This window comes from Jejuia pallidilutea, from assembly GCF_002973595.1.
GTDB lineage: Bacteria > Bacteroidota > Bacteroidia > Flavobacteriales > Flavobacteriaceae > Jejuia > Jejuia pallidilutea.
In genome coordinates, this window is the sequence record NZ_PVEO01000001.1 from 659,474 (window position 1) to 674,568 (window position 15,095).

Here is a 15,095-nt window from a genome sequence, read left to right on the forward strand (position 1 = left end):
ATAAGTTCAGCATAAAAAAATTACTTTCGCAATTCCTCAAACAACCCCTCATCTTCTTCAAAAGCAGTTCCAACTACTACAATATCTGCACCTGCTTTGTATGCATTTTCTATTTCTACAATACTTCGAATACCGCCTCCAACTATAAGCGGGATATTTAATTCGTTTTTAACCGATGCAATTATCTGCTGAGTTAAGGGCATTTTAGCACCACTACCTGCTTCTAGATACATTAGTTTCATTCCAAGTAATTCACCCGCTTTTGCAGTGTCAATAATCAACTGAATGTTATTTCTTGACATAGCACTCGTTCCAGTTACTCTAGAAACCGCAGTTTTTACTTCACTGTCAATTAAAATATATCCTGTTGGGATTACCTCCAAATGTGTACCTCTTAATTTTGAAACTGCATTAATATGCTTACCTATTAAATACTCTGGATTTTTACCAGAAATGAGTGATAAAAACAATAATGCGTCGGCCCTATTTGTTATTTGGGTAACATCACCTGGAAATAAAACTATAGGTAGGTTGGTATACTTTTTTATTTCGGCAACTAAAATTTCAGTACTATGTTTGTCTACTGTACTTCCGCCAACAAAAATATGGGTTGCAATTGATGTATTAATTTTTTTAATGAAACTTTTGGTATTCCCTAGCTTAAATTTATCAGGATCAATTAAAACCGCAAACAATTTTTCTCCATTGGCTATAGCTTTTAGTATGTTTTTATAAATAATCATTAGGCAATGGCGTATGCGCAAGTAAAACCTTCAAACTCCAAAAATTCAATAGCGTATCTGCTTTTAATGTTTTTATAATCCACCCAAGCTATGGTTGCTTTGTCTTTTATTGAAAAAGGAATTACTAGACAATGCGCTTTAAAGCTCAATCCTTGCGTGCAATATAGTTTATAGAGCGATTCTTTTACACACCAAATAACGGTTAACTTTTTAATATAATCATTAGAGGTTTTATCCAAATAATCAAACTCATAGTCTATAAATTTATGAGCTATAACCGATATTTTATCACGCTGTTTTTCAACATCAATCCCAACAATTAAGTCGCTAATAATTACTGCCGAAAAATTAAAGGAATGGGAAATTGAAATTTGCCTACCATCCTTTAAATGCGGCTTTCCAAAATCGTCATAAAACAAATCGGCATCACAATATCCAAACTCCTTAAGCAACCATCTTACACTTAAAAACCCACGTTGATGCAATTCACTTTTCATACCTAAAACACGCTCTAAAGCCTTGGGTTTTAAATCTACACGAGCCATTAATTCTTCGTAAGACTCTGTAATCTTCCATATTTTAACAGTAGTTTGTGAATTTGGAGTAATGGTTTTGTATAAAGGCATTTAATTTTCTAAAAGTTAATAGTTATCTTTGCAGCGCCTAGGATGTATTACATTATTTAGAAAGCGAATTTAATTAAATTAAGCGCTAAACGCAATCAACTTAAGGTTTTTAAAACAAAAGAAAAAAAGTTACTATGAGTACAAAAACATTGCCTTACGTAGCCCACAAAGTAAAAGACATCTCTTTAGCAGATTGGGGACGAAAAGAAATAGAACTAGCAGAAGCAGAAATGCCTGGTTTAATGAGTCTTCGTGAAGAATACAAAAACGAGCAACCTTTAAAAGGCGCAAGAATTGCTGGATGTTTACATATGACGATTCAAACAGCGGTTTTAATTGAAACATTACAAGCTTTAGGTGCAGAAGTAACCTGGAGTTCTTGTAACATATTTTCAACACAAGACCAAGCTGCGGCTGCAATTGCCGCTGCTGGAACAGCTGTATATGCATGGAAAGATATGACCGAAGAAGAGTTTGATTGGTGTATTGAACAAACTCTATTTTTTGGTGAAGAGCGCAAACCATTAAACATGATTTTAGATGATGGTGGCGATTTAACCAATATGGTTTTAGACAAATATCCAGAGCTGGTTTCGGGTATTAAAGGCCTTAGTGAAGAAACCACAACTGGTGTTCACCGTTTGTATGAACGCGTAAAAAATGGCACCTTACCAATGCCAGCCATAAATGTAAACGATTCTGTTACCAAATCTAAATTCGACAACAAATACGGGTGTAAGGAAAGTGCTGTAGACGCTATTCGTCGTGCAACCGATGTAATGTTAGCAGGAAAACGTGTAGTTGTATGTGGTTATGGCGATGTTGGTAAAGGTACCGCTGCATCTTTTAGAGGTGCTGGAAGTATTGTAACCGTTACCGAAATAGACCCTATTTGCGCTTTACAAGCTGCGATGGATGGTTTTGAAGTTAAGAAACTAGAAACCGTTGCTCCTGTTGCAGATATTGTAATTACCACTACAGGGAATAAAGATATTGTACAAGCTAAACATTTTGAAGCTTTAAAAGATAAAGCTATAGTATGTAACATTGGGCATTTTGATAATGAAATAGATATGGCTTGGTTAAACGAAAACCACGGCCATACCAAAAACACCATTAAGCCACAGGTAGATAAATACACTGTAAACGGAAAAGATATTATTATACTTGCCGAAGGGCGTTTAGTAAACCTTGGTTGCGCTACAGGCCACCCTAGTTTTGTAATGAGCAACTCGTTTACCAACCAAACTTTGGCACAAATAGAACTTTGGAATAATAGCGACAAATATGAAAACGATGTCTACATGCTACCAAAGCATTTAGATGAAAAGGTAGCGAAATTACACTTAGCCAAAATTGGTGTTGAGCTTACCGAGCTTCGCGAAGAACAAGCGGAATACATTGGTGTTAAGGTTGAAGGTCCGTTTAAGCCAGAGTACTACAGATACTAAATTCCTTAAAAAAGGAAATCTTGAATTCAAAATAAAAATTCTAAAAAAATCCCAGGCAGCAATGTTTGGGATTTTTTACGTTTCCTTGATAATACCAACAAGATTTTTAAGAAACTTTTCAGAATCACTACAATAAAGCTTCTAGTAGGCGCCTCCAGAATAAGATTGGTGAGTTCCAATCATGCTTATGCTAGTTTAATCCTTAATACTGAAATTCGACTTTTTAAGTAAATTTGATTATATTAAATGTAATTAGTTCACTTTTAGCGAATTGCTCGAACTTACATATATGTATAATGCCATATTCTGAAGAAAAAATAAAAGTCCCAAGATTTAACGAGGCATCTGGTTTTTATACCACAAAAAAACGCTCCAACATTATGAGCAAGATTAGAGGTAAAAACACAAAGCCAGAAATGCGTTTTCGTAGGGCTTTGTGGAAGGCAGGTGTGCGTTATCGTGTAGATAGTAAGCTATTACCTGGGAAACCTGATATTTCCATAAAAAAATACAAATTAGCTATTTTTATTGATGGCGAATTTTGGCATGGTTATAATTGGGACCAGCGTAAACCAAAACTAAAAACTAACCGTAAGTTTTGGATACCTAAGATAGAACGCAATATGCAAAGAGACAGGGAAGTTAACCAACAATTAGAGGATATGGGATTTACTGTGTTTAGGTTTTGGACACAAGAAATTAATACCAATTTAAAAACCTGTGTTAACGATGTGTTGATGTATTTAGATACTGGCGAAATTAGTTAATCTACCAAATCCTCTTCAAAATACCACCATAAACTAGAGTCGATAGACTGTTTCATCTTATTAATATCTACATCGTCTTTTAGGTATATAGTAATGCTTTCGCAGGCTCTGTTTTGGGCAATACTATCACAAATCTCTATCTCTTCTATTTCCTTAAAATGCTGCAAATGCCTTTTTATGCGTTCGTCTAGAGATTCATCACTTAAAAAAATCTTAATTGTAGGCTGTGTTGGAGAGTTTCTAATTTCTGATCTAAATGGTAACATAATCCTATAATTTTGATGTTAAACATTGGGCAATTTTAAAGCGCTATTGCTTAAAGTTAACAATTTTATTAATACCTTTTAAAATAATTTTTACTCATGTGCCACAATCGTATTAAAACTGCAAACCTACTTTTAGATAAAATAGAGACCAATATTCCAAATAAAGACTTACAAAAACCCTCTGTTTCTAAGTCTACTATTGGTTGGCAACTAGACCATAGCTTAAAAGTGTTTAACGCTGTTTGCGAATGGACTATAAATTCCAACCCAAAAGATTACAAGAGGAAATTTAATTTTTGGCGTACACTTTTATTTACCCTAAACTATATGCCTAGAGGCAAGGTTAAAGCTCCTAAAATAGTGCAACCACCCGAAGTTGTTCTAGATGCAGATTTATACTCTCAACTAAAAACTGCTAGAAACCATCTTAACACCTTGACAACATTGCCTAAAACAGTATATTTTAAGCATTTTATTTTTGGAAAGCTATCTAAAAAACAAACCTTAAGGTTTTTACAAATGCATACGCATCATCATTTAAAAATTGTAAGGGATATTTTAAAATAAAAAATTCTACAGTGTGTAGCTAAAACTGGCTGTTAGCCTGATAGTGTTAGATAGTATGTTGTTTCCACTAACCCATGTTTCATATTTGTTTACATTTGTTAGTCCAAATTCGTTCCTTAGTTGTAAAGCCACATCAAATTTATCATTTAAAGTAAAAATTTTACCTACACCAAGAGCAGGTCCAAAATTATAATCTTCAAAAACAATGAATAATGACATTACGCCATTGGGTCTTCCTTTGTTAAAATAATTCATAAACGCACCTCCTTCAACAAAGAAGTCGTTATTTTTTCCAAACTTGTACCTGAATAATAAGGGAATGTTATAAAAGTCGTATCCTTCTGTGTTTTCAATTCCAATATTTCTGCCATAACCATCGTAATATGCTATGTCTCGTTTTAACTTCCATCTTTCAAAATTAATCCCTGTTACAATTGAAATTTTTGAATTTAACCCAAGTTCTAGATATACTCCAACTGTTGGCCCAAGCTGAAAGTTTTCATTCGGCTCAAAGTCGAAACCTCGCAAACTTGAAAATTGGCCTCCTACATTTACACCTGCTTTAAACTTAATTTGGCTTTGTAATACTGATAAAGTAGCGATTGACAAAACAAGACCTATAATATATTTTTTGCTCATTTTAATGGTTATAAATTGAAACTAAATATAAAAATAAAAAACCCTTTCTTTTAACAGAAAGGGTTTTTTTTAACCTCGATAAATTCTCAGGTTAAATATTTTAACAACTATATTTACTAAGCCTCAAATGGCTCAACAGAAACATAAGATTTATTATCTTTTTTCTTAGTAAATTTTACAACGCCATCTACATAAGCGTGTAATGTATGATCTTTAGAAGAATATACATTTTCACCTGGGTGATGTGTATTCCCTCTTTGTCTTACGATAATGTTACCAGCTTTTGCTGCTTGCCCACCAAAAATCTTAACACCTAAGCGTTTCGATTCTGATTCTCTACCGTTTTTCGAACTTCCGACTCCTTTTTTATGTGCCATTTTATTTCGATTTTATATTGTTAAACTTAGCCGTTAGCTATTACGCTTTACCGCCGTCTAATTCGTCTTGCCATTTTTTAAGCTCATCCCACTTACCTTCAGCAGCTAATTTAGCTTGTGCTGGCCAAGTGTCTGTAACATGATTACCACGAACATCTGCAATGATTTCAGAAATCTTATCAGCATCAGTTTTTGCTAATTCTGCAAAGGTTGCAATTCCTGCTTCTACCAATGTTGAAGCAATTTTTGGACCAATACCTTCAATTTTCTTTAAATCATCTGCTTTATCCGTTGCTTTTTTAGAAGCTGTTTTTGGTGCAGCTGCTTTAGCTTCTGCTTTTGCCTTCGGCTCAGCTTTTTCAGTTTTGGCAGCTTTTTTAGCACCAGAAGCAACGATAGATTCGATTACGATTTCAGATAAAGATTGTCTGTGTCCATTTTTAACACGGTAACCTTTTCTTCTTTTCTTTTTGAAAACTATCACCTTATCTCCTTTAAGGTGCTTTAAGACTTTTGCACTTACCTGTGCTCCGTCTATAGCTGGGGCGCCTACAGTTATTTTGTCACCATCGCCTAAAAGAAGTACGTTATCGAAAGATACACTCTTACCTTCTTCTGTAGCTAAACGATTAACAAAAACTTTTTGGTCTTTCTCAACTTTAAATTGATGCCCTGCTATCTCTACAATTGCGTACATAGCGTAACGTTTTATTAATTATTTATATTCAAAAAACACCTTAATTTGTTTAAGGCGGGTGCAAATATACTTCTAAATAATTAATCTACAAACGTTTTACTTATTTTCAACGTAATTATTGCTGTTTTTAAAGAGTTGCATTACCGTTAGCGAAGACACTAGCGATGTAGAAAAGCCCATAATAGCTACAATGAATACAATGAGGCCAATATGCGACTTAAAACCCCAGTTCATATTCTCCAGTAAACCGGGTAAGAAATCGGCATTAATTTCAGTAGCATATAACAGGAAAAACAGTGTGAAAACTATTGTTGCCACAACTCCTGTTATTACACCAGTTTTAAAACCTTCGCCATAGCTGAATACAGAAGGGTATTGTAGTTTACTAACTTTAATAGCTTCGTAAATACCAAAAAGTGTTATGGCTGCATTTACTATACTAAACGCAGGATTAACATGTTTGTTAAATAAGGATAGCACCAAAAAATAGGCTATTAAAACTGCACTTGTTACCAGACCAAAACGAATGGGAAGGATTAATTTTTTCATAAAAATTTAATTTTTAATGATTTATAAAATTATATTTTCGAATAGTTTTACTACTATTCTTAAAATGGTTTGGCTTGTATAATTTTTTCAAATCACTTAAAGTTCGCAAAAAAAATTGACTTTTAATAATTTTGAAGCAGATTATATGAGGAATCCCTAAAACCCAATTACCCTGTAGCAAGCTAATAGTGGCTTTTAGCTGGTTTTATTTTGGCTCTAATTTAAAACCCAAATGCTGTTTAAATTCCTGTTTTTTTTACATTAAAAAAAAGCTATTTGCGTTTGTGTGCCAAATACACACCAAGCAAAATTACCAAAGCGGCAATGCCTTGTATAAACTCAAACCGCTCTCCATCTAAAATACCCCAAAAAACGGCAATAATTGGCATAAGGTAAGTTACTGATGATGCAAATACAGGAGTAGCAATATGTACCAGTTTATTAAACATTACCTTGGCAATTGCTGTTCCAAACAGAGATAGAATAAGCATGTACAATAAGGCGGGCTTTAAGGTTGGTGCAGCTAAAGCTTCTGCTTTAAAAAAACCAGAAAATGCCAATATAAGTAATGCAGGCACTACAATAGCTGCAAAATTTCCAACTGCAATAGTTAAAGCGTTTACGTGTTGCAAATAACGTTTTAAAATATTTACACTTGCCGCATACATTAGCGTAGCAGCTATAATAAATGTAACAAAAAGATAATTTTGATTAGGATTAACAGATGCACCATTTAAAACAAGTAACAACGTACCCGTAAGCCCTATAAAAACGCCCAAAACCTGTCGTTTTGTGGATTTTATTTTGAATACTACAAATCCTAATACAATAGTGTTTAAAGGCACTAAGGAGTTTAAAATTGAAGCTACAGAACTATCTATTTCTGTCTCGGCAAAAGCAAAAAAGAATGCTGGGAAAAAAGTACCTAACAATCCTGTAAGTATTACCCATTTCCACTCTCTTAATTTTATAGTCTTAATGCGTTTAAAACCAACAATAAATAAAAAAAAAGCGGTAAAAATAATACGGATAGCTCCCAATTGCACAGGCGTTAACCCAATTAACCCCTTTTTTATAAGTATAAAAGAGCTTCCCCAAATAAGGGAAAGCACAATAAGGTACACCCATTTAAGGGAATTTCCAGCCATAGCAAGTATATGTTACTTTAAAAGCACAAAAATCAAGTTTTTAAAGCAATAAATCACATTATTTAGTAATTTTGTAACACAAATTTTAAAAACAGATTAAAACATGAAAACATTAAAATATATACTAGGAGTAGCGCTATTAACGCTAGTACTAGTAAGCTGCAAAAACAAAGAGGCTGAAGTAAAGACTATTGAAGTTGAAACTGCTGAGGCGAAAAAAGAGCTAGACCCAAATGCTACCTATGCGAAAGCAGAATTTACAGTTAAAGGCATGACTTGTGCTGTAGGTTGTGCTGCAACTATTGAAAAGAAAATAGCCAAAATGGAAGGTGTGACATTTGCAAAAGTTGATTTTGAAAAAGAATTAGCTATGGTTGAATACGATGAAGCCAAGGTAACACCAACCAGTTTAGAGGAAACCGTGACTAATGTTGCAGATATTTACAAGGTAAGCGACATGAAAACTGTTGATGCGTTTTCTAATGAAGCAAAAACAAAAGCTTGTGAACCTGGTTGTGAAAAAGACTGTTGTAAAAACGGTGTAAAAAGCGCTGAAAAAATGGCGTGTAAAGCAGATTGCAAAATGGCATGCTGCGCTAAAAAAGCTTAGCCCCTTTTTTATTCCAATAATAAGTGTTGATACGTGTAAAGCTTCTCAGAAATGGGAAGTTTTTTTTTGAAAAATCATTAGAAAAACTACCAACAAAATACTATTGCCACTCTATAGTCTCCATAATGTGCTTAATATCCTTTTGTAAAAAATTAGCCGCTGGCAAAATAGAGTCGTAATTTGGTTTTGCATGAAAGTATAACGACCCTGTTAAAAAATGATTCACACTATCGGTTACATAAAATTGCGCTGGGGAAGCAGCATTACCCTTAACCTCCGATAACATTCCGTAAACTTTACGTTTTTTATTTTCAAAAGGATATACAGGAATTTCATCTGCTTTTTTGGTGTGTTCTAAAGTGAGTTTTTGTGCGTCATTTAAAAAATCTTCTAAGTTTTTCTCACTTCCATTAATGGCTTTATAAGTTAAGAACAGTGTTGCCTTTAATGGTTTATACTCTAAATTAATACCATAACTTTTAGTAGAACTGGCCATAGTTTTAATTTTAAGCTCGTTTACTAAACTACTCACCTCAAAAACCACCGGTATATTTGGTAGTTCTTGTGTTTTATAAGTAGCTTTTGGGTAGTCTAACCTTAAATATGCTTTAGGCTTGGGTACGTAATCTTCACCACCGCAAGACAGCAACACCAAAACAACTAAAATACTAAGCTTAAATTTCATATTAATTAATGGTAACCTTTACACGTTTAATTCTTTTTTTATCCATTGCCTCTATAGTAAAAACGTAATCCCTGAAAAATATTTTTGATTGTAGTTTTGGGAAACTTCCAGAGATTTCTAAAACAAATCCTGCAATGGTTTCGGCTTCTCCTTTCTCTGTTTCAAAAATTGTGTCGTCTTCAAGTTTAATTACTTTATAAAAATCTTTTAATGCCGTTTTACCTTCAAATACATAATTTTTATCGTCCAATTTAGAGTAATTTAAATCTTCGTCATCAAACTCATCGCTTATATCACCAACAATTTCTTCAATAATATCTTCTAAGGAAATTAACCCAGAAGTTCCGCCATACTCATCAACCACAACTGCCAAATGCACTTTTTTATCTTGAAACTCTGCCATTAAGTCGTCTAACTTTTTGTTTTCGGGCACAAAAAATGGTTCGCGAAGTAAACTCGTCCAATCAAATTGTTTTCTATCTATATAAGGCAGCAAATCTTTTACATAGAGAATACCTTTTATGTTATCTACGTTTTCTTGATAAACAGGAATTCTAGAGTAGCCGTTTTCAATAATTTCAGGTATTATATCGGTGTATTTTTGTTCTACATTTAGCGCAAAAATGTCTATTCGCGGGCGCATAACCTGTTTTGTATCTGTATTTCCAAAAGACACAATACCTTGTAAAATTTTCTTTTCTTCTTTTGAAGTATCTTCATGACTGGTTAGTTCCAGCGCTTGCGATAATTGGTCTACACTTAAATTAGATTTTTGTTTTCCTAACTTACTGTGAATTCCTAAAGTAATACTTCGCATTGGCAAACTTAAAGGAGAAATTAGCACATCTAAAACCTTTAGTGGATATGCCATAAAACTTGCAAATTTTAAATTATTTCGGCTTGCATAAATTTTAGGCAAAATTTCACCAAATAGTAAAATTAAAAAGGTAACAACAACAACTTCTAAAATAAACTTAAATGTTGGATTTGCTACATTTTTAAACATAAAATCGCCTAAATAGGCAAATAGCAGCACAACTGCAATATTTATAAAATTATTTGCAACTAGAATTGTAGCCAATAATTTTTTTGGGCGTTCTAGTAATTGAAGAATAATTTTGAAACGCTTATTTTCAGACTCAGGATGACTGTCTATATCTGTTCTGGTTAAGGAGAAAAGTGCCACTTCCGCTCCAGAGATTAAAGCAGAACAGCATAATAATACAAAGAGCAATACAAATCCAGATACAATTGAAATATCAATTGTGGCAATTAACGCTTGTAAACTCGGGGGTTCAGGATCCAAGGACTTTGGTTTTAGTTACACTTAGAGTTAAAATGGCAAATCGTCGTTATCATCGGTAGCGGACTGATTTGGAGTCGGTTCGTTTCCCGAAGGGCTTGAGACTGATGGAGAACCTGCATTAGCTGCATTTGTATCACTATCTTTTTTTGTAGATAAAAATGTAAAATCTGTACATTGTATTTCGGTAGAATACCTGTCGTTCCCTTTATCATCTGTCCATTTTCTGGTTTTCAACCTACCCTCAATATAAACTTTATCACCCTTACTTAAATACTTCTCGCAAATTTCGGCACCTTTATTTCGTACCACTATATTATGCCATTCTGTATTTGTAATGCGCTCGTTGGTTTGTTTGCTCATGTAGGTTTCACTTGTTGCTATAGGAAAACGCCCTACACAACCACCACCTTCAAAATAGTGCATTTTAACATCATCACCCAAATTACCAATTAGCATTACTTTATTTAATGTACCAGCCATAACTTAATTTTTTTAGAGATTGCAAAAATAGGTATTCAATCTTCACATTTCTAAAATTAATAAAAAAATAAGAATAAAAAGCGATTTGCTTAAAAATGAAACACTTCAATAAAATTACCAATTAAAATCGGCACAGGGTAATCTGTAATAGTTTCAAAAGGCACACCATTTTCAACCAAATCAATATTAACAATCCAAAATGTAGTATTCAAATGTTGATGCGATAATTTATGAACTTTAGGAACATCGTTATATTGATGCAACTCAAATGTTTTACCATTTAAAAGTGAATGTGCTTTTACTAATTTCAAAAAATCATTATGTGCCATATTATCGTCTGTTTCTATAAGAGGAAACTGGTATAAGTTTTGCCAAATGCCTTTACCTTTTCGCTTTTCTAAGATGGTTTTATTGTCTTTTGATAGGAATACTAAAAAATTAAAGTAACGCTGCTTTACTTTAAGTTTTTTTAACTTCACTGGTAGTTCATCAACCCTACCTTTATTATATGCCACACAAGATGCCTGAAACGGACAAAACATACAGTCTGGGTTTTTAGGCCTGCACTGTGTGGCACCAAACTCCATAATGGCTTGGTTAAATGTTGCAGGATCTTTGGCGTCTATCAACTCTTGCGCCAAAGCCTTAAATGCTTTAATGCCTTTGGTAGAATTAATAGGCGTGTCTATGCCAAAGTAGCGAGACAGTACTCGGTACACATTACCATCAACAACCGCCGTAACCTCATTAAAACAAATAGAAGCTATCGCACTTGCCGTATAATCGCCTATACCTTTTAATTTTAAAAGTCCTTTATAAGTATTTGGAAACTCGCCATTACATGTATTTGCTATATATTTTGCTGTAACATGAAGGTTTCTAGCGCGCGAATAATACCCTAGCCCTTGCCATAATTTTAAAACCTCGCTTTCCTTAGCGTTTGCCAAATCAAAAACCGTTGGAAATTGAGCTACAAAAGCGTTGTAATAAGGCAAGCCCTGTTTTACTTGTGTTTGTTGTAAAATAATTTCTGATAGCCAAATAAAATAAGGGTTATTAGTTTCCCGCCAAGGCAAGCTTCTTTTATTAACTGAGTACCAGCTGTTTAAAATTTTTGAAAAAGACATGAATTAAATTTATACTAAGTGCTAAAATAAACGTTTATAATCTTAAATTTTAATGAATTAGGTTTGAAATATTGAATATTAAATGCATATATTTGCATCCCTTTTAAAATTTATAGTAACCCAATAATTAAAAGTTTAAAAAATGACGAAGGCTGATTTAGTAGCAAAAATTTCTGAGAAATTAGGAATTGAAAAAGGTGATGTTCAAGCAACTGTTGAGACATTTATGGAAGAAGTTAAAACATCGCTTGAGAGTGGTGACAATGTATATTTAAGAGGTTTTGGAAGCTTTATAATTAAAACAAGAGCCGAAAAAACTGGTAGAAATATCTCTAAAAATACTACTATTAAAATACCTGCACACAATATACCTGCATTTAAACCTGCAAAAGTTTTTGTTGAGGGTGTAAAAACTAACGTAGAAGTTAAGTAAAACGCATTAAAATAAATCATTAATTTAAAAGACACTATTTATGCCAAGTGGTAAAAAACGTAAAAGACATAAGGTAGCGACGCACAAGCGTAAAAAACGTAGACGCGCTAACCGTCACAAAAAGAAAAAGTAAACGAAAAAAAGTAGTTAGAACAGCTACTTTTTTTTGATTTTAATCCCCTTAATTTAAGAAGGGGATAATTTAAAAAGTTCTTTGAAATGAGTTCCTATTATTTTTAGCACCTTAAACGGTGTATTTTGAACTCCACGGATTAAAATCCTGTGAAATGCCTAAGTTACATTTAGAGTTTAAATCCTAAATAAAATTAAGGCATTAGACCTGACAAATGAATTAAAATAGCAACTATCAGGTTATAAAAATTAAGTTTAATCCTCCCGATGTTTATCGGGATAAAATTAACACAATGGATAAAGAATTGATTATTCGATCTGATTCAGAAGCTGTTGATTTTGCCTTATTAAAAGATGGAAAACTTATTGAATTACAAAAGGATGAAGATGATAACAATTTTGCAGTTGGCGACGTGTTTATCGCCAAAATACGCAAAACTGTTCCAGGGCTAAATGCCGCATTTGTAAATGTGGGTTACGATAAAGATGCTTTTTTGCATTATCACGATTTAGGCCCTAAATTACCTTCGCTTTTAAAATTCACAAAACGTGTAAGCACAGGTAAACTAAAAGATTTTTCTTTAAAAAACTTCCCATTTGAAAAAGATATTGAGAAAGATGGCAAAATTGCCGACGTCTTAAAATCCAATCAATCGCTATTAGTACAAGTAGTAAAAGAACCTATATCTACTAAAGGGCCACGAATAACCTCAGAGTTATCCATAGCTGGTAGATATATTGTTTTAATGCCTTTTTCCAATCGTATTTCTATTTCTCAAAAAATAGAATCGCGCGAAGAAAAAGACCGCTTAAAACGCTTGGTAAAAAGTATTACACCACAAGGGTTTGGTATTATTGTTCGTACTGTAGCACAAGGCAAAAAAGTAGCCGAATTAGATAAAGATTTACAGAATTTGCTCCAGCGATGGAATGCAATGTGTAAAAAGTTGTACAAAGCACATCACCCCAGTAAAGTATTAGGAGAAATGAATAAAGCCTCGTCTATCTTACGAGACATATTTAACGATACCTTTACCGGAATAACAGTTGATGACGAAACGCTGTACTACCAAATTAAAGATTACTTGCAAGAAATTGCACCTAAAAAAGAATCAATAGTTAAATTGTATCAAAACAAAGTTCCAATTTTCGAAAAATTCGGAATTGAGAGACAGATAAAAACCTCCTTTGGGAAAACTGTATCCATGACAAAAGGTGCCTATTTGGTAATAGAACATACCGAAGCGCTCCATGTTATAGACGTAAACAGTGGCAACAGATCTAACAAGTCTAATAACCAAGAGGAAACGGCTTTAGAAGTTAATTTAATTTCAGCTACAGAAATTGCACGCCAATTGCGTTTACGCGACATGGGCGGCATTATTGTAGTTGATTTTATAGACATGACAAGGTCTGAAAACAGGCAGAAGCTCTTTAATCATCTTCGTGATGAAATGAAAGACGATAAAGCAAAACACAAAATACTGCCACCAAGCAAATTTGGTTTGATACAAATAACAAGACAACGCACACGCCCAGAAATGAACATTAAAACTCGCGAGGAAAATCCAGACGAGATTATTAATGGTTCTGAGGTAGAAGCACCAATAGGCATAGTGCAAAAAATAAATCACGATCTTGAGAAACTATTAAAAAAAGACTACAAAAAGGTGACCTTAAACACACATCCTTTTATAGCAGCCTTCTTAACAAAAGGCTTTCCATCAATACGTTCTAAATGGTTTTTAGAACACAAAAAATGGGTTAAAGTTTTACCCCGAGATGCTTACACATATTTAGAATACCACTTTTTCGATAAAGATGGTAATAAAATTAAATAATTAAAAAACCCGCTACTTTTTTGAGTTTGCGGGTTTTTAATTTTATATAGAGTCCCGTCCTGAAATAGCAGTATCCTTTCTCATAGTTTTATCAATACGTTTTTACTGGTTAGTAACCTCTAACTCAATTACATATTTTGCCATATCTATTTCATCTCCTTTAGGATAAGGCGTTACACTTAAAAGCTTTATTAGCATACCATCAATAAGAGTATCCTGTTGAAAATTACTATGGGTATTAAGCGTAAACGTTTTTCTTTTCTTAGTAGATTTTAAGGTTAAACGAACAGAAGCATTTCCGCCCCAAACACAAACCATATCAGAAGGACATCTTCCATCATTAACAGAATCTAAGCAAACTTTTAGATTTGGTAATGGCATATTTGAGCAATCGCTGTAGTTTACAGTGATGTTTTTGGCTGTAAAATAGTTGTTGTTTGAAGAACAACCCACTATAAATAGGGCCATAAATAGTATTTTTTTCATATTTCCATTAATAAACATCTCCCTTTTAGATACCTAAATTTTATAATGGTTGCGTTGTTTTGTGAATAATTTTACACAAACATATGGCTACACTAAATTATACTCAAAATAAAAAAGCAATCCTAATGTAATGCACTAGATTTTAATAGTTATATTCAACTAAGC

The 15,095-nt window shown here is 33.3% G+C and carries 19 protein-coding genes; 6 read left to right on the forward strand and 13 right to left on the reverse strand.

Annotation, left to right across the window (positions count from 1 at the left end):
* Window positions 1-20: 20 nt before the first annotated feature.
* A complete protein-coding gene (locus CLV33_RS02935) occupies window positions 21-743 on the reverse strand; it encodes a geranylgeranylglyceryl/heptaprenylglyceryl phosphate synthase (RefSeq protein ID WP_105472631.1) in 723 nt (240 codons plus the stop codon).
* Entirely contained in the window at window positions 743-1,369 is a 627-nt protein-coding gene (locus CLV33_RS02940; protein ID WP_042242094.1) for a 4'-phosphopantetheinyl transferase family protein, read from the reverse strand. The genes CLV33_RS02935 and CLV33_RS02940 overlap by 1 nt, the downstream gene beginning before the upstream one ends.
* 134 nt (window positions 1,370-1,503) lie before the next feature.
* Between CLV33_RS02940 and ahcY the strand changes: the two genes are divergently transcribed.
* Both ahcY and CLV33_RS02950 read left to right on the forward strand, forming a co-directional pair.
* A complete protein-coding gene (gene ahcY, locus CLV33_RS02945) occupies window positions 1,504-2,820 on the forward strand; it encodes an adenosylhomocysteinase (protein WP_045370941.1) in 1,317 nt (438 codons plus the stop codon).
* A 296-nt stretch (window positions 2,821-3,116) separates the two neighbouring features.
* A complete protein-coding gene (locus CLV33_RS02950; protein ID WP_105472632.1) occupies window positions 3,117-3,587 on the forward strand; it encodes a very short patch repair endonuclease in 471 nt (156 codons plus the stop codon).
* On the opposite strand, the gene CLV33_RS02955 is transcribed toward CLV33_RS02950, so the two are convergent.
* On the reverse strand, window positions 3,584-3,853 hold the full coding sequence (locus tag CLV33_RS02955) for a hypothetical protein (protein ID WP_042242099.1): 270 nt from the start codon (window positions 3,851-3,853) through the stop codon (window positions 3,584-3,586). The genes CLV33_RS02950 and CLV33_RS02955 overlap by 4 nt on opposite strands.
* 96 nt (window positions 3,854-3,949) lie before the next feature.
* Here CLV33_RS02955 and CLV33_RS02960 point away from each other — a divergent pair, with 96 nt between their 5' ends.
* Window positions 3,950-4,420, forward strand: a complete 471-nt coding sequence (locus tag CLV33_RS02960) for a DUF1569 domain-containing protein (protein WP_105472633.1) — start codon at window positions 3,950-3,952, stop codon at window positions 4,418-4,420.
* Between the two features lie 6 nt (window positions 4,421-4,426).
* On the opposite strand, the gene CLV33_RS02965 is transcribed toward CLV33_RS02960, so the two are convergent.
* The 5 genes from CLV33_RS02965 to CLV33_RS02985 form a co-directional block, all read right to left on the reverse strand.
* A complete protein-coding gene (locus CLV33_RS02965; protein WP_105472634.1) occupies window positions 4,427-5,059 on the reverse strand; it encodes an outer membrane beta-barrel protein in 633 nt (210 codons plus the stop codon).
* Between the two features lie 116 nt (window positions 5,060-5,175).
* On the reverse strand, window positions 5,176-5,436 hold the full coding sequence (rpmA, locus tag CLV33_RS02970) for a 50S ribosomal protein L27 (protein ID WP_042242106.1): 261 nt from the start codon (window positions 5,434-5,436) through the stop codon (window positions 5,176-5,178).
* Between the two features lie 40 nt (window positions 5,437-5,476).
* Window positions 5,477-6,133 (reverse strand): 50S ribosomal protein L21, encoded by a 657-nt coding sequence (gene rplU, locus CLV33_RS02975; protein ID WP_105472635.1) that lies wholly within the window; start codon window positions 6,131-6,133, stop codon window positions 5,477-5,479.
* A 96-nt stretch (window positions 6,134-6,229) separates the two neighbouring features.
* The gene (locus CLV33_RS02980) at window positions 6,230-6,682 is read right to left on the reverse strand and encodes a DUF4199 domain-containing protein (RefSeq protein WP_105472636.1); all 453 of its coding nucleotides are present in this window, start codon (window positions 6,680-6,682) and stop codon (window positions 6,230-6,232) included.
* Window positions 6,683-6,954: 272 nt separating this feature from the next.
* Window positions 6,955-7,830: a DMT family transporter gene (locus CLV33_RS02985; RefSeq protein WP_105472637.1), complete on the reverse strand. Its 876-nt coding sequence runs from the start codon at window positions 7,828-7,830 to the stop codon at window positions 6,955-6,957.
* Between the two features lie 103 nt (window positions 7,831-7,933).
* On the opposite strand from CLV33_RS02985, the gene CLV33_RS02990 reads away from it, so the two are divergent.
* The gene (locus tag CLV33_RS02990) at window positions 7,934-8,440 is read left to right on the forward strand and encodes a heavy-metal-associated domain-containing protein (RefSeq protein ID WP_105472638.1); all 507 of its coding nucleotides are present in this window, start codon (window positions 7,934-7,936) and stop codon (window positions 8,438-8,440) included.
* Window positions 8,441-8,540: 100 nt separating this feature from the next.
* On the opposite strand, the gene gldD is transcribed toward CLV33_RS02990, so the two are convergent.
* From gldD to mutY, 4 genes are all read right to left on the reverse strand, one after another.
* A complete protein-coding gene (gene gldD / locus CLV33_RS02995) occupies window positions 8,541-9,125 on the reverse strand; it encodes a gliding motility lipoprotein GldD (protein ID WP_105472639.1) in 585 nt (194 codons plus the stop codon).
* A 1-nt stretch (window position 9,126) separates the two neighbouring features.
* Window positions 9,127-10,431, reverse strand: a complete 1,305-nt coding sequence (locus CLV33_RS03000) for a gliding motility-associated protein GldE (protein ID WP_042242121.1) — start codon at window positions 10,429-10,431, stop codon at window positions 9,127-9,129.
* A 27-nt stretch (window positions 10,432-10,458) separates the two neighbouring features.
* The gene (locus tag CLV33_RS03005; protein WP_105472640.1) at window positions 10,459-10,911 is read right to left on the reverse strand and encodes a single-stranded DNA-binding protein; all 453 of its coding nucleotides are present in this window, start codon (window positions 10,909-10,911) and stop codon (window positions 10,459-10,461) included.
* A gap of 89 nt (window positions 10,912-11,000) precedes the next feature.
* Window positions 11,001-12,038, reverse strand: a complete 1,038-nt coding sequence (gene mutY / locus CLV33_RS03010) for an A/G-specific adenine glycosylase (RefSeq protein WP_105472641.1) — start codon at window positions 12,036-12,038, stop codon at window positions 11,001-11,003.
* Between the two features lie 142 nt (window positions 12,039-12,180).
* On the opposite strand from mutY, the gene CLV33_RS03015 reads away from it, so the two are divergent.
* Both CLV33_RS03015 and CLV33_RS03020 read left to right on the forward strand, forming a co-directional pair.
* Complete coding sequence (locus CLV33_RS03015; protein ID WP_042242127.1) at window positions 12,181-12,471, forward strand: HU family DNA-binding protein; 291 nt, start codon at window positions 12,181-12,183, stop codon at window positions 12,469-12,471.
* 425 nt (window positions 12,472-12,896) lie between these two features.
* Window positions 12,897-14,444, forward strand: a complete 1,548-nt coding sequence (locus CLV33_RS03020) for an Rne/Rng family ribonuclease (protein ID WP_105472642.1) — start codon at window positions 12,897-12,899, stop codon at window positions 14,442-14,444.
* Window positions 14,445-14,546: 102 nt separating this feature from the next.
* On the opposite strand, the gene CLV33_RS03025 is transcribed toward CLV33_RS03020, so the two are convergent.
* Entirely contained in the window at window positions 14,547-14,930 is a 384-nt protein-coding gene (locus CLV33_RS03025) for a hypothetical protein (protein WP_146109705.1), read from the reverse strand.
* Window positions 14,931-15,095 lie beyond the last annotated feature (165 nt).